Here is a 21,044-nt window from a genome sequence, read left to right on the forward strand (position 1 = left end):
GTGTCGTCATTGAGGTCGTCGTCGATATCGACTGACGGCTGGTCTGTCGGCGACTCCATGGCCCTCGAATCGGTATCGCCAGTACGCAGCGGCACCCGAACGCTGATCGTCGTCCCGCTGTCGCCGGTCGTCGCGCTGATCGAGCCGCCACAGGCGATCGCCAGCCAGTTGACCATCCACAGCCCGAGGCCGCTGCCGTGTCGGAGCGGATCTTCGGCCCCCTCCTCGACGACGACCAGCTCCTGCTCGGAGAGCCCCGGCCCATCGTCGGCGACCGTCAAGAGGAGGTCATCGCCGGCGACAGAGAGCGTCACCCGCACCTCGACGGCCGACGGCTGGTCGTCGTGATGGCGGATCGCGTTGTCGACCAGCTCCTCGATGATCCGGGTGACCTCACCGTCGACCCGCCGATCTGCGATCTCGCCGTCGATATCACAGACACAGCTCGCGCCATGCTCGGCGGCAGTTTCGGTGGCGGTCTCACAGAGCGTGTCGACAGATTCCCAGGGTTGTTCGGCCGGATCATCACCCAATACGGCCTCGATCTCACGGGCGGTTTCGGCCTGGGAGTGGACGTGTTCGATCCGATCGCGGATCGTCTGGAGGGAGTCCTCGATGGCCGCCGGCAGCGCGTCCTCGCCGATCGCCTCCCGAACCCGGTCTTCCAGAAGGCCAGTTTGGCCGGTGATGACGTTGACACTGGCCCGCAGATTGTGCCGGAGAACGCGGTTCAACACGGCAAGCCGCTGTTCGCGCAGCAGCTTGTCGGTGATATCGAACTGGACGGCGACGTAGGCCTCCGGCTCGCCCTCGTCGTTGGTGACCGGCGAGATCGTCTCCTGGAGGATATACCGGTCGCCATCCTTCGTCCGGTTGATCACCTGTTTCTCGAAGATGTCGCCGGCGGTGATGGTGTCCCACAGCTGTTCGTAATGCTGGTCGCTCATCTCGCCGGATTTGAGGATGCTGTGGGTCGAGCCGACGGCCTCGGCCGCGCTGTAGCCGGTCAGCTCCTCGAAGGCGGGGTTGACGTACTGAATCACGCCGTCGCTGTCGGTGATGCTGATGGCGACGCCGGCGTGTTTCATCGCCTCCTCGTACTGAAGGGCTTCCTCGTGGGTTTCGATCGTCGAGACGACCTGCGGGATGCTCTCGCCGATCTCCCCGATGACCTCCCGCTCGACGGCATCGAAGCCGGTCGGCGCGGTCGTATACACCCCGAGGACGAACGCCTGCTGGGCGTCGAATCTGACCGGAACCGCCAGACACTCGGTGAGATCGTGATCAGCAGCCCGCTGGCTCCATTCGGCGGCTGTGTCGTCGACGGCAACATGGCTTGTCGAGTCGGTCGTCGCGGCATCGATCACCGGCTCCGCCGCGGGGGTGTCGTCGGCGAGCCACTCGGCGTAATCGGTGGCCTCGCCGGCAACAACGCCAGCGACCGGCTCGGTATCGGTGTGGAACTGCCGACCGCCGGTGTCGTCGGCCGGGCCGCCATCGCCGGACAGCGAACGATCGGCGGCAGATGGATCGGCGGCGGCGACCGGCACCAGCCACACGAGGTCGTAGGCTCCCACCGCGGCCATGCGCTCGGGGACGCGTTGGATCAGCTCCCACGGTGCCGGTGATTCCAGCAGCGCGTCGGTCAGATCGCGGTTGAGCCGGACGAGCCGCTCGATCCGGGTCACCCGGGTTACATCCTTTAGCGTAATGATCTCCTCGGCGAGAGCCGCATCGTCGATCGACGAGCGGGTGACCTCGTAGGTTCGCTGCCGACCGCCGACGGTGTAGGTGCGGTGACCCGTCTCGCCGGGTGGGAGCGACGCCAGCCCATCATCGATCGCGGCCAGCGGTCGCCGCGGGATCGTCTCCCTGTCGAGAATCGTCGTCGCCTCGTCGTTGTAGGCGATGACCGTCGCCGAGCTATCGAGAACGAGTCCGCCGACGGCGACGCTATCGGCCAGCGTCGACAACCCCGGCGAGCTGTGGTTGGCAAACTCACTGCGGGCATACCGGAGGATGCCAACGGCAAAGACGGCGACACCGAGCGGTTCGTAGTTGATGCGCAACAGCGGCTCGACGGCCGAGGAGACGGCGTAGGGGACGAGCGACAACGCGGTCACCCCGACCAGCGCGTACAGCACCCTCGGCCGGCTGTCGCTTCGCTCGAAGGATTCAAACAGCCAGCCGAAGCCAAGGAAGGCGACCGCGTACACGATCCCGGTGACAAACCAGTGGATCGCCCCGTAGCTAAACTGAAGATACGAAAACGGTGTCGTCGCCGCTGTCGTGGTGTAATAGAGCCCGTGGATCGGGTTGGTGATCTTGATCCCGATAACGACCGCGAGCAGGAGCACGCTGCCGATCTGAAAGGTGCGTTGCCGGTGGTAGGAGCGGCCGGTGTAGGCCGACGCGAAGGCGACCCACGCGACGATCGTCGAGAGTCCGGCGATTAACCCACCAACATGAAAGATCCGCTGGGCCACCGGCGAGGGCGTCGCCAACTGAGCGGCGGTACACAGCGACCAGAGCCCGCTCAACGCAAGCAACCCACCGAGGCCGCGGCGGATGTCGGGATGGGACAGCCGACGAACACCGACGGTGCCGGCGAAACAGATCACCGCCGCAAGCCCGAAGGCGAGAACGTACACACCCCGAACCGAAAGAGGGTCGCTCACGACCATACAGTAGTGTCCGACACAGGTAGTAACAAAGTACCCTGTTGGGATTCCCAGTCGGTCGGAACTGGTGTGTGTCGTCGACGTGGCAGGTAGTCTGTCGTCGCCGACGTGGCAAGTGGTCAGTCGTCGCTAACAGCGGTCGGCTCCTCGGTCGGGTCGGGGTCGCTCTCGGCATCGGCCTCGGCGGCCGATCGCTCCGTCAGATCGCCGCCGCGCCAGCCGCCGCGCTCAAACCAGCCCGCGGCGACGACTGCCGCGACGATCCCGGAGACGGCAAAGGCAAACCAGATGCCGGTGGGGTTGGGTGCGGCGAAAAACCACCCGTCGATCGGGACGAGCCCCTGGGAGGCGACGTGGGCGATCGGCAGCCGGATAAACCCAAACAACAACACCGCGATGGCGGCGGCGGTCAGCGTCTTGCCGGCTCCACGGAACCCACCGCTGTAGGCCCGCAGCACCCCAACAAAGCCGAAGGTTGGTGCGATCCACCGGAGGAAGGTCGCCCCCTCGGCGACAACCGCCGGCGAGTCATCGAAGACGCGGATGATCTCCGGGGCGAACAGGAAGGTGACGACGCCGAGAACCGAGAGGAGCAGAAACGACGTTTTCGCCGCAAACCGGTTGGTGGCGACGACGCGATCCTGCCGACCCGCGCCGATATTCTGGCCGGTCATCGCCTCGACACCGCGGTCGATGGCGATCGCGGGCATGAAGATCATCGAGAAGACGCGGATGCCGACGCCGAAGGCGGCGACAACGGGGGTCGAAAACAGCGTCACGATCACCAACACGGCGTTGACCGAGATCGCTCGGCCGGTGTTTTCGACCGACGCGGGCACACCGATCCGGAGCAGCTTCTTACTGTAGGCGAGATCCGGGATCATCTGTCGGAGGTGGATCTGAATCCCGTGAGCACCCCGGAACATGAGCCACAGCCCGACAACCATCGCCGACCCGCGGGCGAAGACGGTGGCGATCGCCGCCCCTTCGACGCCGAGCTCCGGCAGCGGCCCGACGCCGAAGATCAACAGCGGGTCAAGGGCGACGTTGAGCACGACCGTCCCAAACATGACGAGCATCGGCGTGACGGTGTCGCCGGCCCCACGCATCAGCGCGATGAAGACAGTGAAACCAAAGAGGAACGGGAGCCCGAGGCTGATGACCTCCATGTAGTCGGTCGCCAGCGTCAAAACGGCTGGCTCCGCGCCGAAGACGCCCAACAGCTCGGCGACGAACTGAAAGCCGAGCGTCCCAAGCACGAGCCCCGCCAGCAGGGTAAAAACGACCGTTTGTGAGGCGGCGTACTCAGCCTGTTCGGGCTGGTCGGCACCGGTGTGTTGGGCGACGAGCACGCTGCCGGCGACGGTGAGGCCGAGGCCCAACGAAATAAACAGATACACCAACGGAAAGCCGAGGCTGATCGCCGCCAACGCCGCCGTGCTGTAGCGACCCAGCCAGAAGGTGTCGGCAAGATTGTAGCCGACCTGCAGCAGGTTGGTGATGACGATCGGAAACGAGAGGAAAAACAGCGATCGCGGGATCGAGCCGTCGGTGAGATCAAGCTCCGACTGGCTTTTAAACAGGCTCCCGAGGCGACGGCGGAGGCTCATCGGCGACCTCCAGCGGTCAGCTGATCGTCGACGGCGGGACAGCGAGCTCCGGCAGGAAACACGATTGTATGGTAGGGGACTGAGACAAATAAATCGTATTGTCGCGGGACACTACTCCTCGGTTTTGTGGTCGGCGATCCGCTGGAGCGCGTCGGCGATCGCCTCAACGGCGACGATGAACCGCCAGGTGAGATAGACGGCGAGTAGCGCGGCCGCCGGAACAACAACGAGGAGGAGCTGTTGGACGATGACCAGCGAGTACGCAGAGACCGCAAGGAGGGCAACGATGATCCCGGCAAGCTGTCCACGGGAGAGCGTCGGTGGCGACCACTCAGACATACGTGGTGGATGTGACGACAGCCGGATAAACGGTGGCTCCGTCAGTAGGCCTCGCCGACGACGCTGACGATCCCGTTGCCGGCCTCGACGAAGGCGAGTTCCGTCGGCGCGGTGCCGAGCGTGCAGGTCGCCGCGGCGTCGCTGCCGTCGGTCGCCGCCTGCACGCGGTAATCGCCAGGGGCGATCGGCAGATCGAGGCTTTCGATCGTCAGCGGCTCAAGCGTGACCGTTGTCTCGTGGACAGGGGTGCCATCGTCGCTGATGGTGACATCAACCGTCACCGTCTGTGCGCCCTCGTAGTTTCTGAGGAGCAACGCGTCGGTACAGCACTGTTCGGGTGGCGTCGTCGACTCTTGTGGCGGGGAGGCGAGTGGCATAGGAGGACTGTGGCACCGACACCACCTAAACCGCCACCACGTGTTTCAGCGTGGGAAACACGCCACAGGGTGTTTTTATGCGGGCGGAGAGAGCCTGCGGTGGGGATCGCCACACGACCGCGCTCCGCTCCGTTCGACGGTCACCACCCACTCCGAGATCGCCGCCCGTCGACCCCCCGCAACACGGCTACCGTCGTTTCCACGGTGTTGCCGACACACCGCCGCCGTGGTCAGCCGGACGGTGGCCAGACTTCGGCCCTCCCCATTCCCCGATATCGGCGGTCATCGAACCACCGCCGATCGGTTGCTACCCCCTGTGAGCCAAACCCATACACTCATTACCGATCCGTTGGTATGAGGGAGCAACCACCCGAGATATGAGCGACGCAGACCCGATTGCCCTCTCCGGCGGCGGCGTAACGGTTCACAAATCCTACCACGAAGCGGTGTATCCGGATCCGGCGATAGTCATCGTTATCGAACGGTTCGAGCCCGGCTCCCGGGAGGTGACACTCACCGAATCGCTGCCGGCCGACGCCGACGCGACGCTGGTGGAGTTCGACGCCGACACGGCCGACCACTGGACAGCGCGGACGGACGAACTCGAACTGACCGTCTCGCTGGCCGACGGCGAAAGCATCGAAACCGCCTACGCCTACGCCGGCGGCATCGCCGACGCGCCCGACGAGTGGCTCACACCCCCGAGTGTCGTCATCGAGGATGCCGACGGCAACGCGGTTCGGTTGGACCGCGCTGATGCCGAACCGCCGGAAACCGTCGTCGAACTACCGGACGCGGTGACCGCAGCCGACACCGACAGCGCGGCCCCCGGCTACGGCGACGGCGTTGCCTACGAGCCGCCGGAGCCCGAAGCCGTCGAACCCGGCGATGTCTACGGCCAAGACGAGGCGACACCCTATGAGGATCACACCGAAACAAGCCCGGAGTCGCTGTACGGCGAGATTGAAACCCGGTGGTCGGAGGAGGCCTCGGTTATCGCCGCACGATCCGCCTACGGTGAGGATGCGGCCTACGAACCCGAGGAACCGGAGGCTGTCGACGATGGGGAACGCTACGGCGACGACGACGCTGTCGAGGACGAGAGCTGACGACGCTGTCGAGGACAAAAACTGACGACGCCGTCAACGACGAAAACTGACGGCGAGAGCGACACGACCCGTCAGGCACCGCGAAGCGAGAGCGACCGTTCTCGGTCGAGGACGGTGTACCCCTGGGCGTCGAGCGCGGCGTCGTAATACCGCTGGGCGACCAGCCACGACGGCAGCCCACGGAGGCCGAACCGCCGGTCGCTCCGCACATCGATCTCGACGAGCGTGTTGCCATCCTGTTCGGTCACCGTCACATCGTAGCTCCCCCACGGCGAGCCGCCGGTAGTTGCTCGAAGCGTGAACTCGGCGGCTGCCGACGAGGGGTTCTCACGCGTTGCTGAGGACGCCTCACCCGCGGTCGATGAGGGCTCCTCGATCGTTGTCGTCATCGTGATCGAACGCAACCCGAGTAGATAGGAGAGTTCGTATGTAGCTCCGGTCTCCGTCGGTGTCACGCTGTCGGCGATCCCCCACTGGAGGGCGAGCACCGGCGGCCGCGGGCCAGCAAACTCGTCCCGAACGGCTGCTGGCGTGGCTGTCGTCCGAAAGCGGGCGGTTCCGCCTGTCGTGAACAACGGAACCCGGAAGACAGCGAGAACGATCACGGCGGCGAGGACGCCCTGCCACAGCGGCAGTGCGAGTATCAGTCCGGCGGCAACAGCTCCGACACACAACCCGGCCACACCGCTGGCGGCGCGTTCGAGCCGATGGTACCGTGTGACGACAGCGTCAAGCTCCAAGGAGCTGTCGTCGGCGTCGCTGGTGGAGGGCATTGTCGACGATGGTGGTCGGTTCGACAAACAGATTATGGTTTCCGGCGAGCAGTTGGGTGGTCTCGCCGCGGCCGTTAGGGTGACTCCGATGGGACTGACAGCGTGATCGATGCCTGCTCCTCGGCAGTGGGTGACTCGCCTGACGCCGCTGCGGTGTCGCCAAGATGGATGTCAAAGCCGTCGATCGTGAGTTCGAAAGCCTGCCGGTGGTGGCCGTCGGGATCGACCGTCATCGTCGGTTCGACGACACCGGCGGTCTCCAGGCGGTCGAGTCGGCGGTAGACGGTCGGCCGTGAGATATCGGCGCGGGCGGCGATCTCCCGGGCCGGCAGCGACTCGCCGCCGAGCGCGTCGACGACGGCGCGGGTGTACTCGTCGCCGAGCAGCCGAAGCAGCTGCTCGGGATCGACCGACTCCTCGCCGGCCGCTTCGTCGTGGGACGGGGGGAGCGTTGTTGGTGGGGTTGCCATCGGTAGCGTGATCATCGAACGATCGGGGCATCTATCATGGGGCTTCTATCACCAACCACACCGCGATCGGTGATCTAGCTATACAGAACGCGGTTGCGCCCGCGGTTGGTGGTGTCGGTGACAGCTACGCGCCGACCTCGACCTCGATACCGTCGGTGTCGACCCCGACCTGTAGCTCCTCGACAACGAGGTGGTAGCGTTTGCGGTGGTGACCGTCGGGATCGACAGCGACAGCCGTCTCGACGAGGCCGGCGGCCTCAAGCTCGTTGAGCCGGCGGTAGATCGTGGCCCGCGAGGCCGACAGTGCGTTGCGGAGCGTCGGGGCCGAGGCCGGGCGATCGGACAGCGCGTCGATAACCCGGCGGGCGTACTCGTCGCTCAGCAGCTCAAGGACGGCGTCGGGATCGACAGCGGTCGCAGGTCGGCTGTCGGCCCCCGTCGTCTCCGGCGGAAGCGCGTCAGCCGAGGGGTGCTGGGTCGTTGACATCCGTATCCCTCGGTTGGACTGGTGTGTAGCTATAGCCGGTGGCTACCAGTCACAAGCAGAGCGGCCGTCGGCCTCTAGCTATCCTCACTTCCGGCCCTGATCGCGGCGAGAGCCGGCATCGTCGTCCACCGGCTATTAGTACGGTGCCGTTCCACATTCAGGTAATGGGTGGGGGGCTCCACGTCGACGAACCGCGGGTGCTCATGGTCGACGACGAGAAGCAGGTCGCCGACGCCTACGCGTTGCGCCTGGAGGATGTCGCCGACGTAACCGTCGCCTACGGCGGTGAGGAGGCACTGGCCGTCGTTGAGGAGGGCCGTCCACCGGATGTCGTTCTTCTCGATCGGCATATGCCGGGGCTGTCGGGCGATGAGGTGCTTGCGGAGCTCCGCGACCGCGAGCTCACCACGCGGGTGATCATGGTGACAGCGATCGATCCCGACCTCGGCATCGTTGAGATGCCGTTCGACGACTATCTCTCAAAGCCGGTCGATCGCGCGGATCTGCATGCGGCCGTCGATCAACAGTGTCAGGTGTTGGCCTACGAACTGCTCGGCGACTACTTCCAGCTTGAATCGACCCGGGCGGTGCTTGCGGCCGACGCAACCGCGGCCACCGACGCCGACGACCGCCTTGCTGCGATCGAGGCCGATCTCGAAACGGCCGAACGGCGCGTTCGTGAGCTGCTGCCGGACGCCGACACGCTGCTGTCGACGTTTGACGGGATCGATCGGGAAGGTTACTGATCGCCACCGGCCGGCGTCGCGGGATCGGTCGCCAGAAACGCCGCGATCAGCTTGCGCTGGGCCCGGCGAAGATGGTACAGCAGCGTCGGGCCGGCGATATCGAGGCTGTCGGCGACCTCGGCGGCGGTACTCCCCCGCGGCGACTCGAAGTAGTCGGCAAGGTAGGCCGCCCGGAGCGCGGCCTGTTGGCGGTCGGTCAGCCGGTCGGCCAGCTCGTTGCGGAACGCCGCAACCGGCTCCGGGCTGGGTGTCGTTGCCTCCTTGGCGAGGAGGTCGGTGTCGGCGACCACGTCATTAACCGTTTCGAGCAGCCGCCGGGTGTTTTCCTCGGGCGGGGCTTCGGCGACGATCCGGGTCGAGCCGCCGCGGTAGGTCGCCGAGGTGATCGACGCCCCCCACCCCGTGAGCGCGGTCACCGGCGTCTCGCCGGCGACAGTCACCTGCAACAGCGGGTCGTCGCCGGCCCGGATCCACGACACGTCCGTGACCTGCTCGTAGGCCGCAAGTGTCTGCTCGATCGTGCGTGTGGTCGGAGTCCCCTCGGCAGCGGCGGAACTCGGGTCAGTAGCAGCAGTTCCCTCCTCCTCATTCTCATCATCCTCATTATCCTCATCATCCCCGTCGTCGGCCACAGCAACGATATCGGACTCCGGCGTAACATAACAGATGACCGGGCCGTCGCCGCGGGGGACAGCCCCCGACAGCGAAAACGTCGTGTCGGTTTCGGCGGCGGCTTGATCCAGCGGGATCGACTCCCCGGAAACCGACAGCGTCACCTCGGTTACGGTGTCAGCGACGAGCAGATCCTCCTGGCGGATCGACCGGATCGCAAAGCCGGCGACCCGGCCGAGGGTTTCCAGCCCGGCCCGTTCCTGCTCGCTGAACCCGTCGGCTTGGCCAGCGTACACCGAGAGGACGCCGTACACCGTCTCTTGATACTGTAACGGTACTGCCAGACAGGATTGGAGGCCGCTGGCGAAGGCGGCCTGCCGAACCCCACGGGGCGAGGACGCGTCGTCGGCGAAGGCATCGATCACCTGTGTCTCCCCGGTGTCGACGGCGCGTTGGCCCGGCAGGCTGTCGGTCTCGCCGAGGGCGGTGTCGATCCGGTCGCGAAGCTCCGGGGCGGTGCCGGCGGTGTCGACGACCCGGAGCCGGTCGGTGTTGAACTCCCGGTTGCCGACCCACACGAAGTCGTACCGATCGGCCCCGCCGAGTCGTTTACAGACTGATTGGGCGATCTCCTCGCGGTCGGCCGCGCCGATCACATGCTGGAGGACGCGGACGATCAGCGCGTCGATCCGCTGGACGCGATCGAGCCGGCGGTCGAGTCCCTCGACACGCTGTTGGAGGGCGTGTTTCTCGGTCGTCTCACGAACGAACAGCCGGAGACCATCATCGGCCTGTACGTCGACGGCGAGCCAGCGATCGATCCGGGGGTAATACTCCTCGAAGGCCGTCGGCGTCGGCTCGTCGTCAAGAATCTCACTAAGATGGTCGGCGGCGGAGGCCGGAAAGCCGGTCGCCAGCGGCTCGCCGACGGCGGCTGCGGGGGCGGTCTCGATGAGCGTCGCTGCCCGCTCGTTGACCGCGGTGATCTCGCCGTCGGTCGTCGCCTCGATCACGCCGATCGGGGCACTCGCCAAGGCCTCGTTCATCGGTCTGTGGTGAACGCGTGTACAACGTGTGGGCTCATGTGGTTGACGGCTCCTCCCGTGGATGGAACTCGAAGCGCGCGCCGCCGGCCGCGCTGTCGGTGAGTGCGACCGACCACTCGTGGGCGTCGGCGATCTCCTCGACGATCGTCAGCCCGAGACCGGTGCCGTGGCCGCTGTCGTCGCGGACGTAGCCCGAATCGAAGACCTGCTGGCGGTCGTCGGCCGGAACCCCAACGCCGTCGTCGGCGACAAAGAAGCCATCGCCGTCGCGGCCGACGGTAACGGTAAGGGTATCCTCACCGGTCTGCGACCGGCTGCCCGTGGAGCCATGCTCCACACTGTTCCGAAACAGATTCTCAAACAGTCGTTGGAGGCGGTCGGGATCGGCCGCCAGCGTCGGCAGCTCGTCGGCGATCGACAGCGACGCGGCCTCGGTGTCGACGGTCGCCCACGCGTCGGCGGCGACCGCTTCGAGATCGACGCCGGCCACCGGGTTGAGGGCGTCCTCGCCGCGAGCAAGAGTGAGCACGTCTTGAATGATGCGGGCCATCCGGTCGTGGGCGGCCGCGAGCTGTTCGAAATGTTCTGGATCGCCGGTTTCGCGGGCGGCCTGCAGGTGGGCGTCGGCCACGTCCAGCGGGTTCCGGAGGTCGTGGCTGATAACGCTGGCCAGGCGGTCGACAGCGACGGTTGAGGTTGCCTCGCAAGGGGTCAGCAGCGTGTATGTCACCGCCCCGGCGGGTCGGTCGATCGGCTGAAACCGGTAGCAGGCCGCGTCGCCGTCGCCGGCGGGATGCAATCGGAGGTGGGCATCGTCGGCGGCGTCACCACGGAGGACGGCCACGGCGTCATCGATCGCAGCCGACGACGCTGTCGACGCGGTGTGGGCGTCGATCCACGCCTCGACCGCCGTTCCGACGGGGTCACCGAACCGTCCGACAAAGGCGTCGTTGACGGTTGTGATGGCTGGCTCATCGTCCTGCTGGTCGACGCCGACGATCGGTACCGGCAGCGCGTCCGGCGGGAGTGGCGTCGCCTCGGGCGGGTCGGAAGCATCGTCCATGGGCGCTATCGACCGCGACGACCGGCGTCCCGATGACGACGGGGCTGGGTTCCGATGAGCAGGGCGACTCGATCCGTATCGATCAGCGACATATCCGCGTGTGATCGTCCCGTGGTGTAAGCCTCACCATCTAGTAATCGTCACGGCCGGCGGTTACATCGGCGACGGATCGACACCGGGTGGGGTTTGTCGCCGCCGGGTCGGTGGCTCGCCGCCCAGTTGACGGAACGCGTCGGCGAGAACGCCGTAGGTGACGACAACAGCCGCGGCGGTGGCGATTGCGGCGACGACCTGGCCGGCCGCCGGGCTGATCGCGGCGGCGAGCGTTCCGAGACCACTTGCGAGCCCGATGAGCGCGGCGAGTACCAGCAGCATCCCGAGCAGCCGCCAGCGGTTGCCGGTCGCCAGCGTCCAACTCCGGCGGAAAGCGGTCAGCGGCCCGGCGTCCTCGGTGGCGATAGCAAAGACCGTAAACTGGAGGCTGACAGCGAGATACAGCCCCGGAACGATCAACAGAAAGCCGAAGACGATCGGCGGCGTCATCACGAGCGTTACCGCCAGCGTCGACACCACCAGCCGGCCACATCGCCGGGTGAACAGCGACCGCGGAAGCGTCGCCAGAGCGGTCTGCTCCCGGCTCAACAGCCGAATCGAGATCGGGTAGCTTGCCAGCCCGAACAGCAGCGCGCCGACCGCGATCGCCGCGGCGACCAGCATCGAAACCGGCAGCGTCACCCCGACAGCCGGAACGTCATCGACACCGATCTGCTGTAACAGGTCGACAGCGAGGGTGTTTGTCGCGGCAATCAACACGATTTGGTAGACGAGCGTCAGGAGAAACACGACGAGGCCGCTTCGCGTCGTGCTTCGTCGGAGTCCGTTCTGGAGGGAGGCACCGATGCTGAGCGTCATAGCCGGCTGTCGGAGCGACAGCTGCCTAACGGGCGGTTTAGGGTTTCAGGGCCTGCAACCACGCCACCGACGTACCCGACAGCGGCACGACAGCCACCGCTCCGGTTCGGATGGCGGTCGTAACGAGGAGAGAGGGTTGATTGCGATCAGCAACGCTGGTGGGGATCGATTGCGGTCAGCAACGCTGGTGGGGATCGGTTGCGATCAGCAAAATCGAGACTCGTTAGTCGATGTGGCCTTCGCGGCGAAGCTGGTCGGCATCTTGGCTGTCGTATCGCCACTCGACATCAGCCTTCTCGTCTTGCCAATCCCACGGTTCGATGAGGACGATGTCGTCCTCGTTGATCCACGTGCGGAACCGCATCCGACCAGGGATGCGGCCCATCCGCTCTTTGCCGTCGTTGCAGCGCAGTCGAACGCGACCCCCGCCGAGCATATCGGTGACGACCGCGAACATCTCGTTTTCGTCTGGCATCCGGAGATCGTTCCGGCCTGATTCTTCTGACACACCATTGTAGGGGCTCCGAAGCCAGTTAAATCGTGGCATCTTGCCGTCACCGGCATGCGAGACGGTACCAGTCGTCCACCGCTCACCCCGTGTCGCTGTCGCGTCGCTGAAACAGCCACCGCAACACGAGATAGCCGATGAGCCCACCAACAAAGAGCACGACCGGGATCACAAACGGCCCAACAAGATCGAGCAGCGTCGTCAGTGGGCCAAACACCATACCGTCCCCTCAAGGGCCCGGGATGTAAATCTCTCGGCACCGAACGGCCGACCCGTTTCTTTCGTGGTGGTGAAACCTGAGGCAGGATGGACGAGCAGCGCGGCGCGGTTCGCTCACGCGAACCCCGAGTCGCCGCCTATCACGCATACTGGTTACCGTAGACGGTTACCGCCTCGACCGCCCACCGGGCGGCGGTCGAACGGTACCTTCCGACAGCAAACCGTATCAGAGCTTGACGGCCCCGTCATCCGGGGCGACCGCTGGAACCGTGTGCTGTACCTGTGTGTCCGCGCCGCTGTCGGTCGTGAGTGTGAGCTCAACCGCCTCCCCGCGGCGGAGCGACTCCAGGGCTGCCGTCTCGCCGTCAAGTTCGATCGCAAGCTTCGCCCGATCGGACGGGTCGCTGAGGACGCCGTCAGCGGCGTCACCTTGGAGCGGTTCAACAGTGAACGTCGGCCCTGTCGCATCCTGTGAGCCGTTGCTTACGAGCGTCGTCACCCCCTCAGGACTTCGATACTCCACTGTCGTGTTGTCCAACTCGATGGCGGTCGCATCGGCGGCCGGTTTCACGATGAGCTCCAGCCCGTCGAGTTCGGCTGTCGTCCCATCGACGACACCGACCGAGTAGGCGACCTCAAGCCGGTCGCTCACCTCCGCTGTGCTGCTCTCGCTCGTCTGATCGGATTGGTACTGCAGAAAGCCGGCTGTGTTGGTGACGACACCGGCGGTGGCACCCGCAACGAGCACCACCGAGATGAAGACGAGGAGCGTACCTGTCCCTACTTGTCCGCGCGAACCAGTGCTGAACATGGTAACCGCTACCCAACAGTTGTGGTTGAAATCCTATAAGTGTACCTGTGGCACAGCAGCGAACGGTGCTGTGACGCCACCACACGGCCGTCTCCAGGGCACCGCTGGTGATCCGGTTGTTAAGTAGCAGGATCGACTACGGTAGCTATGATCGACGCACCGCTTGGTGTGGTAGATCTCCTCGCCATCGGTGTCGTCGCTGGGGGGAGCCTCATCGCGGCTGTTGGCGGGCGGCGATACCGACGGCTGCGTGCGGTCACCCGGCGGGCCGTCGAGACGACCGGCACGATCAACCGGGTAACGATACAGCGCGTCAACGGTTCCGGTGGCTCACAGAGCTACGTGCCCGTTGTCGACTACGAGTATCGAACCCCGACGGAACGACGGGACGGAACAACCGTCTACCCCGGCAACAGCCGGTTTGCCAAACAGTTCGGTACCGAATCCGCCGCCGAGACGGTGGTCGCCGACTACGAGCCCGACACCCAAACAACCGTCTACTACGACCCAGATGAGCCAGCCCACGCATTTCTTATCGCCGAGCCACAGACAGCCCAGGCGATCACCACGGTCGTGATCGGGCTCACGGTGCTCCTCGGTGGGGGCGTACTTTTCATGGCGTAATAGCCCATGAGGTAACAACCCACAGCGTAACAACCCAGCTTAGACAGCCGCCTCGAACTCCTCGCCGAACACGAGGAAATACCCGGTTCCGATCATCCCGATCACGGCGGCGATCGTAAAGGCGATCTCAGGGCTCACAAACTCCCAGAGGTAGCCGCCGAGGGCGGCACTCGGGATCACCGCTGTGTTGCGCAGGAGATAGTACGTCCCCGTGACGCGCCCGCCAGCACCCTGTTTGGCCGGCCCGACGATCAGTGCCTTATGCGAGGGGAGTCCGGCAAATCGCAGCCCCGAAAACGCGAAGATGAGCACCATCGCCCACTGCAGCGGTATCACCGGAGCCAACACCGCCGGCCCGCCGATGAGGACGACGGGAAACAGCGCGTACACCGCAAACCCAACGGCGACCACGGGTTTGAGCCCAACCCGCTCGGCGGCTTTCGCGGCCGGAATCATCGAAAGAAGGGCGATCAGCATCTCGACGCCGAGCAAAGCACCGAAAAACGCCGGCGGCGAGAGGTCGATCGGAGACGAAAACCCCGCCAGCGAAACGGTCGTCTCGAAGCCAACCTCGTAGAATTGGGTGATCACCAACACGAAGAAGACGTACACCATCCCGTTGGCAAACCGGACGAGCGTGTCGCCGACCAACAGCGGGCGAAGCGGATCGGGTAGCTCCCGCAGATCGCGTTTGATCTGATCGATTCCCGCGAAAGAATCGCCGAGGGCGTCCTCGCTGGCGTCATAGAGGAGGTGTTGGGCAACCGTGCCGATGACACCGACGCCGACGGCGACAGCGAGGACGTACCGAAAACTCACCGTGAACGCGGGATGGAGATCGATGAGGACGGCCGCAACCACCGGGCCGATCAGAAACGCCGTCCGGCGAACCGTTTCGATGCTGGCAAAGCCGGCGGCCAGCCGCGAGGGGTCGGTCGCCTGCTTGACGACCGCAAACGTCGCGCCAAGCCCGAAGGATTTCCACCCCTGTGCGAACAGCAATCCGACGAAGATCCACACCCACGGCTGAACCGTCAGGCCGGCGACGCTGATCGCTCCGAGCGTCGGTGCGACCAGCCAGATCCCAAAGCCGAGCGTCGACAGCAACCCAAACAGGGTGAGCGCGTACCGGGAGCCGATCCGATCGGAGATGGCCCCACCCGGATACGGGAAAACCGCCGAGATGACGTTGCCGACGGTACCAAACAGCCCGACGACGAACCCCGAGGCACCAAGCGCGACGAGATACTCGGGGAGAAACCGACTCGTCATCTGGAAGCCGAGGCTGAAAGCGAACATCGCCACCGACAACACCAGCACGTCCCGCTGGAGGGCAAAAAACTGTCTGAGCGTCCCCAACAGCCCGGTCTGTTCGGCGTCGACGCGGGCGCGGCTCATCGATTGAGGTGGGAGTTCACTGCCGTTCTGTCAGCGGATTCACCGCGCCTTGCTCGCCGTTGCTGTGGGTGAAGGGTCATCGCTCGACCCGGAGGTAGGTCCATTACGGGGACAATATGTCTGCTCCAATATAGCGATTGGTACGGATGAGTTAGATCACCCGGAGGACGATCTGAGCGAGCACCAACAGCACCGCAACGTGTTTGACGCCGGCTCGGAGCCGGCCCTCGCCGAGGCGGCCGGCAACAAGGCCGGAACACACCGCCTGAACGGCTACAACCTGTGCGAGCAGTGTCTCGTAGGGATCGACGCTGGTGGCCACGCGGCCAACACGACCGACACCGGGGCCGGGAACCCCAGCGGTCGCCGGGGCACCAGTTGCCATATCAGCAGTCTCGATCGCCGGGATGAACGACACCGAGAGGGCGGCGATGATCCCGAGAAAGACGAGAAAGGCGACGTAGATCACGACGAGATACGTTGCCATCGCGCGCCGGCGACGCCGGGCGAGCCGCTGGCTGGCGCGGAGTTCCGCGGCGGCGATGGCGGCGACCGGCCCGATCCGATTGCTGGCGCGTAATGCGTTGGTGACCAACGCGACAGCACCGGTGACCGCCGGCGAGCGACACCGCTGGGCCAGCCGGCGGAGCGCGCTCGTCACGTCGGCTCCCCACCGTACATCACGCCGCGCCCGGGCAATCGGCTCCGAGAGCGCGCCGAGATCGCCGTCGGCCACCTGATCGAAGCCGTCGACAACCGAGAGGCCAGCCTCGTTGACACCGGCAAGCCGGTCGAGAAACGCCGGCACGGCGGCCGTGAGTCGGCGACGGCGGGCAGCACCGAGCTCGTAGGCGACCGCGTAGCCGCCACAGACGCCGATCGTTGCGACCGACAGCGGGTGGGTGGCTGTTGTGAGCGTCGCCGGCGACAGCCGCGGTGGCTCGGTGGTGACACCGATCCAGCCGACGGCGAGCGGAACGGTCACCAGCAGCGTCAGCCACGGGTTGGCCGCAAGCGTTGCCGCCGGCCGCCGCAGCCAGCGACGCCACTGCGACAGCCGATCCGCGATCAAAAGCAGCGACCGCTGAGGGGCCCAGTCCCGCGTGGTTGTCGTCGGTTGAGGCCGCGCATGGTCGCCCGGCGGATCGGTCGCTCGCTGCGACGGTTTCCTGTGATCGTGGGGTGCCGCGGGGAACCGCCGGCCCGCAAGCAGCCGGTTGAGCCCGAACAGAAAGCCGCCCGTCCCGATCGGGATGAGCCCGAAGGTGACCACACCCAACACCGGAAGCGTGTCGGTAACAACCAATCCAACGATCGTCAGCGTTGTGACCACGAACAGCGGGCCGACAACCAGGCCGGTCACATACCCCTCGGCAACGGTCGAAAGCCGGTCGAGAACCCCCTGTTGGCTGTCGACGGCAGCCTCACGGTACCGCTCATGCTGTTGGTGAAGGTAGTCGTCGATCGGTTGTCCGCTGTCGACAGCAGCGGCGAGATCGGAGGTGAACTCCGCGAACTCAGCCGACGGTGTGCGGTCGCTCGTCGCCGCAAGCGCGGAGATCACGTCCGCCCCGAAGTGGTCGATCTCGCGGACGGTCACCGCGATGGCGGCGGCGGTTTCGCCGTACACATCCTCGTGGGCAGCCACCGTCCGCAACACCGCCGGCAACGGCATCCCACTGCGAGCGAGGGCGTACATACACGCGACGGCGCGGGGAAGCGTCCGATCGATCCGTCGCTCGCGGGCGGCGGCTCGCCGATCGATGAGCTCCCACTGAAGTCGGTAGGTCGACACCCCGACAGCGATGGCGACGAGGAGGCTACAGCCACCCGCGAACGCGGCCGTCAGTATCGGCGGGGAAGCGATCGCATCGGTGCCGATCCGGCTGGTCTGCTGTGCCACTATTGCGGGCTCAGCACGGAGCAGGAGAACCACCGACAGCGTCGCCAATCCGCCAGTAAGGCCGGTGAGGACGGCGTACAAGGCGGTGCGGGCGGTAACAAGATCCGGTGGGCTGTCGGCGTGGATCGCCGCCAGCCGCGCGTGCCGCTCGCGGCGACCGGACGCTGGGACGAGCGGGCGACACCACGCGAGCGCGATGGCATCAAGGCCGCACCGCAGTCGATCCCCGAGCGACCGGATCGTCGCCAACAGGTCCGGCAGGCGGCGAGAACCGATCAGTTGAGTGGGAGTCATCAGCGCGATCAACTCCCCGTGGTCGACGATGGCGCGTCATCAAACTGGTCGGCGGTATCATCGGTATCATCGGTCTCCCAGATGGGAGCAGCGGCGTCCGATACCGCGGCATCGGCGGCGGTGTCAGGAGCCGTTGTCGACGAGGCGTCATCGGCGGATTCACGCGTCGGCGACGCGGCGGTGGGTTGGCTGTTCAGCACCGTCGCGGCGGTTGGCTGTGTCTCCCGGCGATCGGTGTCGTCGGCGTCGGCGGCGTCGGCGGCGTCGTAGTCGCCGAGGCGCGCGGTGAACTCGCGGTAGTCGGTCACCCCCTGCTCCCACAGCGTGTTCAGGAACTGTTCGCGGGCGGCAAGCTCCGCCCGCAGATCGGCGGGGTTCCAGCCGCGTTCGGCCCGAATCGAGTCCAGCACCTCGCTGTGCGATCGGGTGAAGCTATCATCCTGTGGCTGCCAGGCGACGGGATTGGCGTAATCGAGATCGCCCGTGCGGTCGTCGATCCCGCGGATCTCGGCGATGCGTTCGACCCGCCGGACACGCTGGCCCCCAAGGCGTCGCTGTGTCTGGACGGCACACAGATCCAGCGATTCGACCATCGTCCGCGGGAGGCCGATCGGCTCGTTTTCCAGCCGGGTAACGGCGGTCTCGATGGAGTCGGCGTGAATCGTCGACAGCGTCGTATGACCGGTGTTCATCGCCTGAAACAGCGTTTCGGCCTCCTCGCCACGAACCTCGCCGACGAGCAGATACTCCGGGCGATGCCGGAGCGCCGACCGCAGGAGATCGTACATGTCGATGGCGGTGCCCTCGGTCAGCTGCTCCCGGGTGACCGCCGCCAGCCAGTTGTCGTGGGCGAGGGTAAGCTCGCGGGTGTCCTCGATGGTGACGACCTTCGCGCCCGGCGGCACAAACATCGACAGCGCGTTCAGCGTGGTGGTTTTGCCGGCGGCGGTGCCACCAGCCACCAGCAGACTCTTGTTGTGCTCGATACAGAGCCAGCAGTAGGCCAACCCCGCGGCGTCGAAGGTGCCGCGCTCGATGAGGTCGATCGGGGTGAACGGATCGGCGGCGTACTGCCGGATCGTAAACGCCGAGCCGTGTGGGGTGATCTCATCACTGAGGCTGAGCTCCGCCCGCGAGCCATCCGGCAGCGTCGCCTCGACCAGCGGGTCGCCAACGCTGATGTGGTGGCCGGCTTGTTGGGCCAGTCGGACGACGAAATCGTCGAGTGCGGCGGGCTCAAAGGCAACGTTGGTTTTGAGGTCGGCGTGGGTTTCGTGGTAGATAAACACCGGATGGTCGGGGCCATCACAGGAGATGTCCTCGATGTTGTCGTCCGCCAAGAGCGGATCAAGCCGGCCATAGCCACGAAAATCGCGGTACAGGTAGTACCACAGCGCGTGGAACGTCCGGCTGTCGATGGTGATCCCATATCGCTCGATCAGCGCGGCGAGTTCGGTACGCAGTCGCTCGGCGGCGGTGTCGGCATCGGCGGCGTCAGCACCGGTAGCGTCAGCACCGCCACCGGCACCGGCGGCGTCAGCACCGCCACCGCCACCGGCACCATCAGCGTCGCCCCCGTCAGCAACGCGATCAGCAGCAGAGTCAGCGACTGGATCGTTGCGGTCGTCATCCGTTTCGGCAGCCGTGTCGACAACGGCTGCATCGATATCGGTGTCGTCGTTCGATCCCGCTGCAGGCGTGGCCGCCCCGATGTCGTGATCGACAGCCATCTCGCTGGCGTCGGTAGCGACATCGGCTGGTGGTTCGGTGTCACCGTCGCCGGTCTCGTAGAGCAACGGCGCGCGGATGTCGTTGCGGACGCGGTCAAGGAGTTCGACCTCGAAAGCATCGAGATCCGGCTCGACGGCGTAGTACGATCGGTCGCCGTCGGCGACATGTTCGGTGATAACAACGAAGGCGAACGGCCGGTTCACCCAGTAACGGTCGAGTTCCTGTTCGCCATCGGGAACCGAGAACGTCGCCAGCGGGTCGTCGACCGCGGGATCGTAGGGGCGAGGGTCGAACGTCGAGCCACGAAGCGCGCGGATGACCCGACGCAGGCGGGCCAGGAGCTCAGCAGCGATCGACCCATCGGGGGCTGCCGTGTCGGCGTCGATCGGTGTCGGGCGGTCGGAGTTCGACATGAGGTGGCGGCTGTGGCCGCCGCTTCCGGTTTAAACTCTCGCCGGCTACAGCTCGATCCGCTCAACCAGCCCGTCGTCGCCTTTCGTGTTGACCGCGATGATGCGAATCTGGTCTTCGAGCCGGGAGTTCGCCAGCTTTGCTTTCAGGAGATTGTCAACCTGATAGACACCGGCAGCGTTGTTCATCTCGATTTCGACCAAGACAGGGGTGTCGTCGCCGGCTTTGAGTCGCACGTCCTCGATGGCCTGACTGGAGAGGGTGTTGATCCCGCGGCCGCCGTGTTCGTAGGGGATGCGTGAGCGACCCCGCTCCATATCGAGGCCGTCGGCGATCCGGATGATCCCCGCCTCGGTTGTCAGCGGCGTCTCCTCGGTGTGATGGCAGAGGATTGCATGCAGCACCTCGCTTTTGAGTCGAACCGCGGTGTCAGTGTCGTAGCGATCCCCGAGCAGTCGATCGAGGAGGTCGGCCGCGAGCGGAATGGAGTAGTAGGAGTGCTCCTCGCGGTGGACAACGTGACCGATGTCGTGGAGCGTGGCGGCCAAGACGAGGATCACGGGCTCGAATCGCTCGTCGAGGCCCTGTTGGCTCGCGCCGTTGAACGCGACATCGGCCTGTTTCAGCAGTGTATACAGCCCAAGCGCGCGGTTGCGGACGATCTCGATGTGTTTCGGGCCGTGGTCGCTGTACCCCATCCGATCGACAGCGGTGACATTCTGGGCGTCAAGATAGGTCGTGATCTCGGGATCGCTGGTGAGTACCGGCAGGATGTCGTTGAGTGCTGTGTCAGGAAACGGGTGGTCGGCGTCGGGGTCGTACGCCGAGACGCCATCGGGTGATCGCATACCGGTAGCGTAGCCGCCCGGCGATGAAAAACCCACACCACTGCTTTACTGTCGGGTGTTGTATGGCGACAT

The 21,044-nt window shown here is 65.6% G+C and carries 20 protein-coding genes; 3 read left to right on the forward strand and 17 right to left on the reverse strand.

All coding sequences use genetic code 11. The features are described from left to right. The 4 genes from HKK80_RS08685 to HKK80_RS08700 form a co-directional block, all read right to left on the reverse strand. The coding region (locus tag HKK80_RS08685) for a PAS domain S-box protein (RefSeq protein ID WP_411799204.1) at positions 1-2,684 on the reverse strand (2,684 nt) is incomplete at its 3' end. A gap of 116 nt (positions 2,685-2,800) precedes the next feature. After that, a complete protein-coding gene (locus HKK80_RS08690; protein ID WP_411799205.1) occupies positions 2,801-4,291 on the reverse strand; it encodes an MATE family efflux transporter in 1,491 nt (496 codons plus the stop codon). 111 nt (positions 4,292-4,402) lie between these two features. Next, complete coding sequence (locus HKK80_RS08695; RefSeq protein WP_411799206.1) at positions 4,403-4,630, reverse strand: hypothetical protein; 228 nt, start codon at positions 4,628-4,630, stop codon at positions 4,403-4,405. A gap of 41 nt (positions 4,631-4,671) precedes the next feature. Next, positions 4,672-5,007 (reverse strand): hypothetical protein, encoded by a 336-nt coding sequence (locus HKK80_RS08700; protein ID WP_411799207.1) that lies wholly within the window; start codon positions 5,005-5,007, stop codon positions 4,672-4,674. Between the two features lie 377 nt (positions 5,008-5,384). Here HKK80_RS08700 and HKK80_RS08705 point away from each other — a divergent pair, with 377 nt between their 5' ends. After that, positions 5,385-6,116 (forward strand): hypothetical protein, encoded by a 732-nt coding sequence (locus HKK80_RS08705; RefSeq protein WP_411799208.1) that lies wholly within the window; start codon positions 5,385-5,387, stop codon positions 6,114-6,116. Between the two features lie 71 nt (positions 6,117-6,187). On the opposite strand, the gene HKK80_RS08710 is transcribed toward HKK80_RS08705, so the two are convergent. From HKK80_RS08710 to HKK80_RS08720, 3 genes are all read right to left on the reverse strand, one after another. Further along, entirely contained in the window at positions 6,188-6,889 is a 702-nt protein-coding gene (locus tag HKK80_RS08710) for a hypothetical protein (protein ID WP_411799209.1), read from the reverse strand. Positions 6,890-6,963: 74 nt separating this feature from the next. Further along, positions 6,964-7,359: an ArsR/SmtB family transcription factor gene (locus tag HKK80_RS08715; protein ID WP_411799210.1), complete on the reverse strand. Its 396-nt coding sequence runs from the start codon at positions 7,357-7,359 to the stop codon at positions 6,964-6,966. Between the two features lie 124 nt (positions 7,360-7,483). Beyond that, complete coding sequence (locus HKK80_RS08720; protein ID WP_411799211.1) at positions 7,484-7,846, reverse strand: helix-turn-helix domain-containing protein; 363 nt, start codon at positions 7,844-7,846, stop codon at positions 7,484-7,486. Between the two features lie 164 nt (positions 7,847-8,010). Here HKK80_RS08720 and HKK80_RS08725 point away from each other — a divergent pair, with 164 nt between their 5' ends. Continuing rightward, positions 8,011-8,592 (forward strand): response regulator transcription factor, encoded by a 582-nt coding sequence (locus tag HKK80_RS08725; protein ID WP_411799212.1) that lies wholly within the window; start codon positions 8,011-8,013, stop codon positions 8,590-8,592. On the opposite strand, the gene HKK80_RS08730 is transcribed toward HKK80_RS08725, so the two are convergent. From HKK80_RS08730 to HKK80_RS08755, 6 genes are all read right to left on the reverse strand, one after another. Continuing rightward, the gene (locus tag HKK80_RS08730) at positions 8,586-10,250 is read right to left on the reverse strand and encodes a bacterio-opsin activator domain-containing protein (RefSeq protein ID WP_411799213.1); all 1,665 of its coding nucleotides are present in this window, start codon (positions 10,248-10,250) and stop codon (positions 8,586-8,588) included. The two genes, HKK80_RS08725 and HKK80_RS08730, sit on opposite strands and share 7 nt — an antisense overlap. Before the next feature lie 34 nt (positions 10,251-10,284). Further along, entirely contained in the window at positions 10,285-11,313 is a 1,029-nt protein-coding gene (locus tag HKK80_RS08735) for a sensor histidine kinase (protein WP_411799214.1), read from the reverse strand. Between the two features lie 153 nt (positions 11,314-11,466). Beyond that, positions 11,467-12,225, reverse strand: a complete 759-nt coding sequence (locus tag HKK80_RS08740) for a hypothetical protein (RefSeq protein WP_411799215.1) — start codon at positions 12,223-12,225, stop codon at positions 11,467-11,469. A gap of 223 nt (positions 12,226-12,448) precedes the next feature. Then, positions 12,449-12,733, reverse strand: coding sequence for a translation initiation factor eIF-1A (gene eif1A / locus HKK80_RS08745; protein WP_120084228.1), 285 nt, complete (start codon positions 12,731-12,733; stop codon positions 12,449-12,451). An 82-nt stretch (positions 12,734-12,815) separates the two neighbouring features. Beyond that, a complete protein-coding gene (locus HKK80_RS08750; protein ID WP_411799216.1) occupies positions 12,816-12,953 on the reverse strand; it encodes a hypothetical protein in 138 nt (45 codons plus the stop codon). 225 nt (positions 12,954-13,178) lie between these two features. Beyond that, the gene (locus tag HKK80_RS08755; RefSeq protein WP_411799217.1) at positions 13,179-13,763 is read right to left on the reverse strand and encodes an archaellin/type IV pilin N-terminal domain-containing protein; all 585 of its coding nucleotides are present in this window, start codon (positions 13,761-13,763) and stop codon (positions 13,179-13,181) included. A gap of 147 nt (positions 13,764-13,910) precedes the next feature. Here HKK80_RS08755 and HKK80_RS08760 point away from each other — a divergent pair, with 147 nt between their 5' ends. Further along, on the forward strand, positions 13,911-14,387 hold the full coding sequence (locus tag HKK80_RS08760; protein ID WP_411799218.1) for a DUF3592 domain-containing protein: 477 nt from the start codon (positions 13,911-13,913) through the stop codon (positions 14,385-14,387). 39 nt (positions 14,388-14,426) lie between these two features. On the opposite strand, the gene HKK80_RS08765 is transcribed toward HKK80_RS08760, so the two are convergent. The 4 genes from HKK80_RS08765 to HKK80_RS08780 all read right to left on the reverse strand — a co-directional run bounded on the left by HKK80_RS08765 (position 14,427) and on the right by HKK80_RS08780 (position 20,972). After that, complete coding sequence (locus HKK80_RS08765; protein ID WP_411799219.1) at positions 14,427-15,785, reverse strand: MFS transporter; 1,359 nt, start codon at positions 15,783-15,785, stop codon at positions 14,427-14,429. A 151-nt stretch (positions 15,786-15,936) separates the two neighbouring features. Then, complete coding sequence (locus HKK80_RS08770) at positions 15,937-17,982, reverse strand: type II secretion system F family protein (protein WP_411799220.1); 2,046 nt, start codon at positions 17,980-17,982, stop codon at positions 15,937-15,939. Positions 17,983-17,990: 8 nt separating this feature from the next. Further along, the gene (locus HKK80_RS08775) at positions 17,991-20,126 is read right to left on the reverse strand and encodes a type II/IV secretion system ATPase subunit (protein WP_411799221.1); all 2,136 of its coding nucleotides are present in this window, start codon (positions 20,124-20,126) and stop codon (positions 17,991-17,993) included. Positions 20,127-20,171: 45 nt separating this feature from the next. Then, a complete protein-coding gene (locus HKK80_RS08780) occupies positions 20,172-20,972 on the reverse strand; it encodes an HD domain-containing protein (protein ID WP_411799222.1) in 801 nt (266 codons plus the stop codon). Positions 20,973-21,044 lie beyond the last annotated feature (72 nt).

Origin of the sequence: Halonotius sp. F2-221B (genome assembly GCF_046719765.1) — an archaeon.
In the GTDB taxonomy this organism is placed as follows: domain Archaea; phylum Halobacteriota; class Halobacteria; order Halobacteriales; family Haloferacaceae; genus Halonotius.

What these genes read in the sequence shown, in the direction of transcription:
- HKK80_RS08690 (WP_411799205.1), bottom strand. Translation starts at nt 4,291, where the DNA reads ATGAGCCTCCGCCGTCGCCTCGGGAGCCTGTTTAAAAGCCAGTCGGAG.
- HKK80_RS08700 (WP_411799207.1), bottom strand. Translation starts at nt 5,007, where the DNA reads ATGCCACTCGCCTCCCCGCCACAAGAGTCGACGACGCCACCCGAACAG.
- HKK80_RS08705 (WP_411799208.1), top strand. Translation starts at nt 5,385, where the DNA reads ATGAGCGACGCAGACCCGATTGCCCTCTCCGGCGGCGGCGTAACGGTT.
- HKK80_RS08695 (WP_411799206.1), bottom strand. Translation starts at nt 4,630, where the DNA reads ATGTCTGAGTGGTCGCCACCGACGCTCTCCCGTGGACAGCTTGCCGGG.
- HKK80_RS08725 (WP_411799212.1), top strand. Translation starts at nt 8,011, where the DNA reads ATGGGTGGGGGGCTCCACGTCGACGAACCGCGGGTGCTCATGGTCGAC.
- HKK80_RS08730 (WP_411799213.1), bottom strand. Translation starts at nt 10,250, where the DNA reads ATGAACGAGGCCTTGGCGAGTGCCCCGATCGGCGTGATCGAGGCGACG.
- HKK80_RS08760 (WP_411799218.1), top strand. Translation starts at nt 13,911, where the DNA reads ATGATCGACGCACCGCTTGGTGTGGTAGATCTCCTCGCCATCGGTGTC.
- HKK80_RS08710 (WP_411799209.1), bottom strand. Translation starts at nt 6,889, where the DNA reads ATGCCCTCCACCAGCGACGCCGACGACAGCTCCTTGGAGCTTGACGCT.
- HKK80_RS08735 (WP_411799214.1), bottom strand. Translation starts at nt 11,313, where the DNA reads ATGGACGATGCTTCCGACCCGCCCGAGGCGACGCCACTCCCGCCGGAC.
- HKK80_RS08775 (WP_411799221.1), bottom strand. Translation starts at nt 20,126, where the DNA reads ATGTCGAACTCCGACCGCCCGACACCGATCGACGCCGACACGGCAGCC.
- HKK80_RS08755 (WP_411799217.1), bottom strand. Translation starts at nt 13,763, where the DNA reads ATGTTCAGCACTGGTTCGCGCGGACAAGTAGGGACAGGTACGCTCCTC.
- HKK80_RS08770 (WP_411799220.1), bottom strand. Translation starts at nt 17,982, where the DNA reads ATGACTCCCACTCAACTGATCGGTTCTCGCCGCCTGCCGGACCTGTTG.
- HKK80_RS08740 (WP_411799215.1), bottom strand. Translation starts at nt 12,225, where the DNA reads ATGACGCTCAGCATCGGTGCCTCCCTCCAGAACGGACTCCGACGAAGC.
- HKK80_RS08715 (WP_411799210.1), bottom strand. Translation starts at nt 7,359, where the DNA reads ATGGCAACCCCACCAACAACGCTCCCCCCGTCCCACGACGAAGCGGCC.
- HKK80_RS08750 (WP_411799216.1), bottom strand. Translation starts at nt 12,953, where the DNA reads ATGGTGTTTGGCCCACTGACGACGCTGCTCGATCTTGTTGGGCCGTTT.
- HKK80_RS08765 (WP_411799219.1), bottom strand. Translation starts at nt 15,785, where the DNA reads ATGAGCCGCGCCCGCGTCGACGCCGAACAGACCGGGCTGTTGGGGACG.
- HKK80_RS08720 (WP_411799211.1), bottom strand. Translation starts at nt 7,846, where the DNA reads ATGTCAACGACCCAGCACCCCTCGGCTGACGCGCTTCCGCCGGAGACG.
- HKK80_RS08780 (WP_411799222.1), bottom strand. Translation starts at nt 20,972, where the DNA reads ATGCGATCACCCGATGGCGTCTCGGCGTACGACCCCGACGCCGACCAC.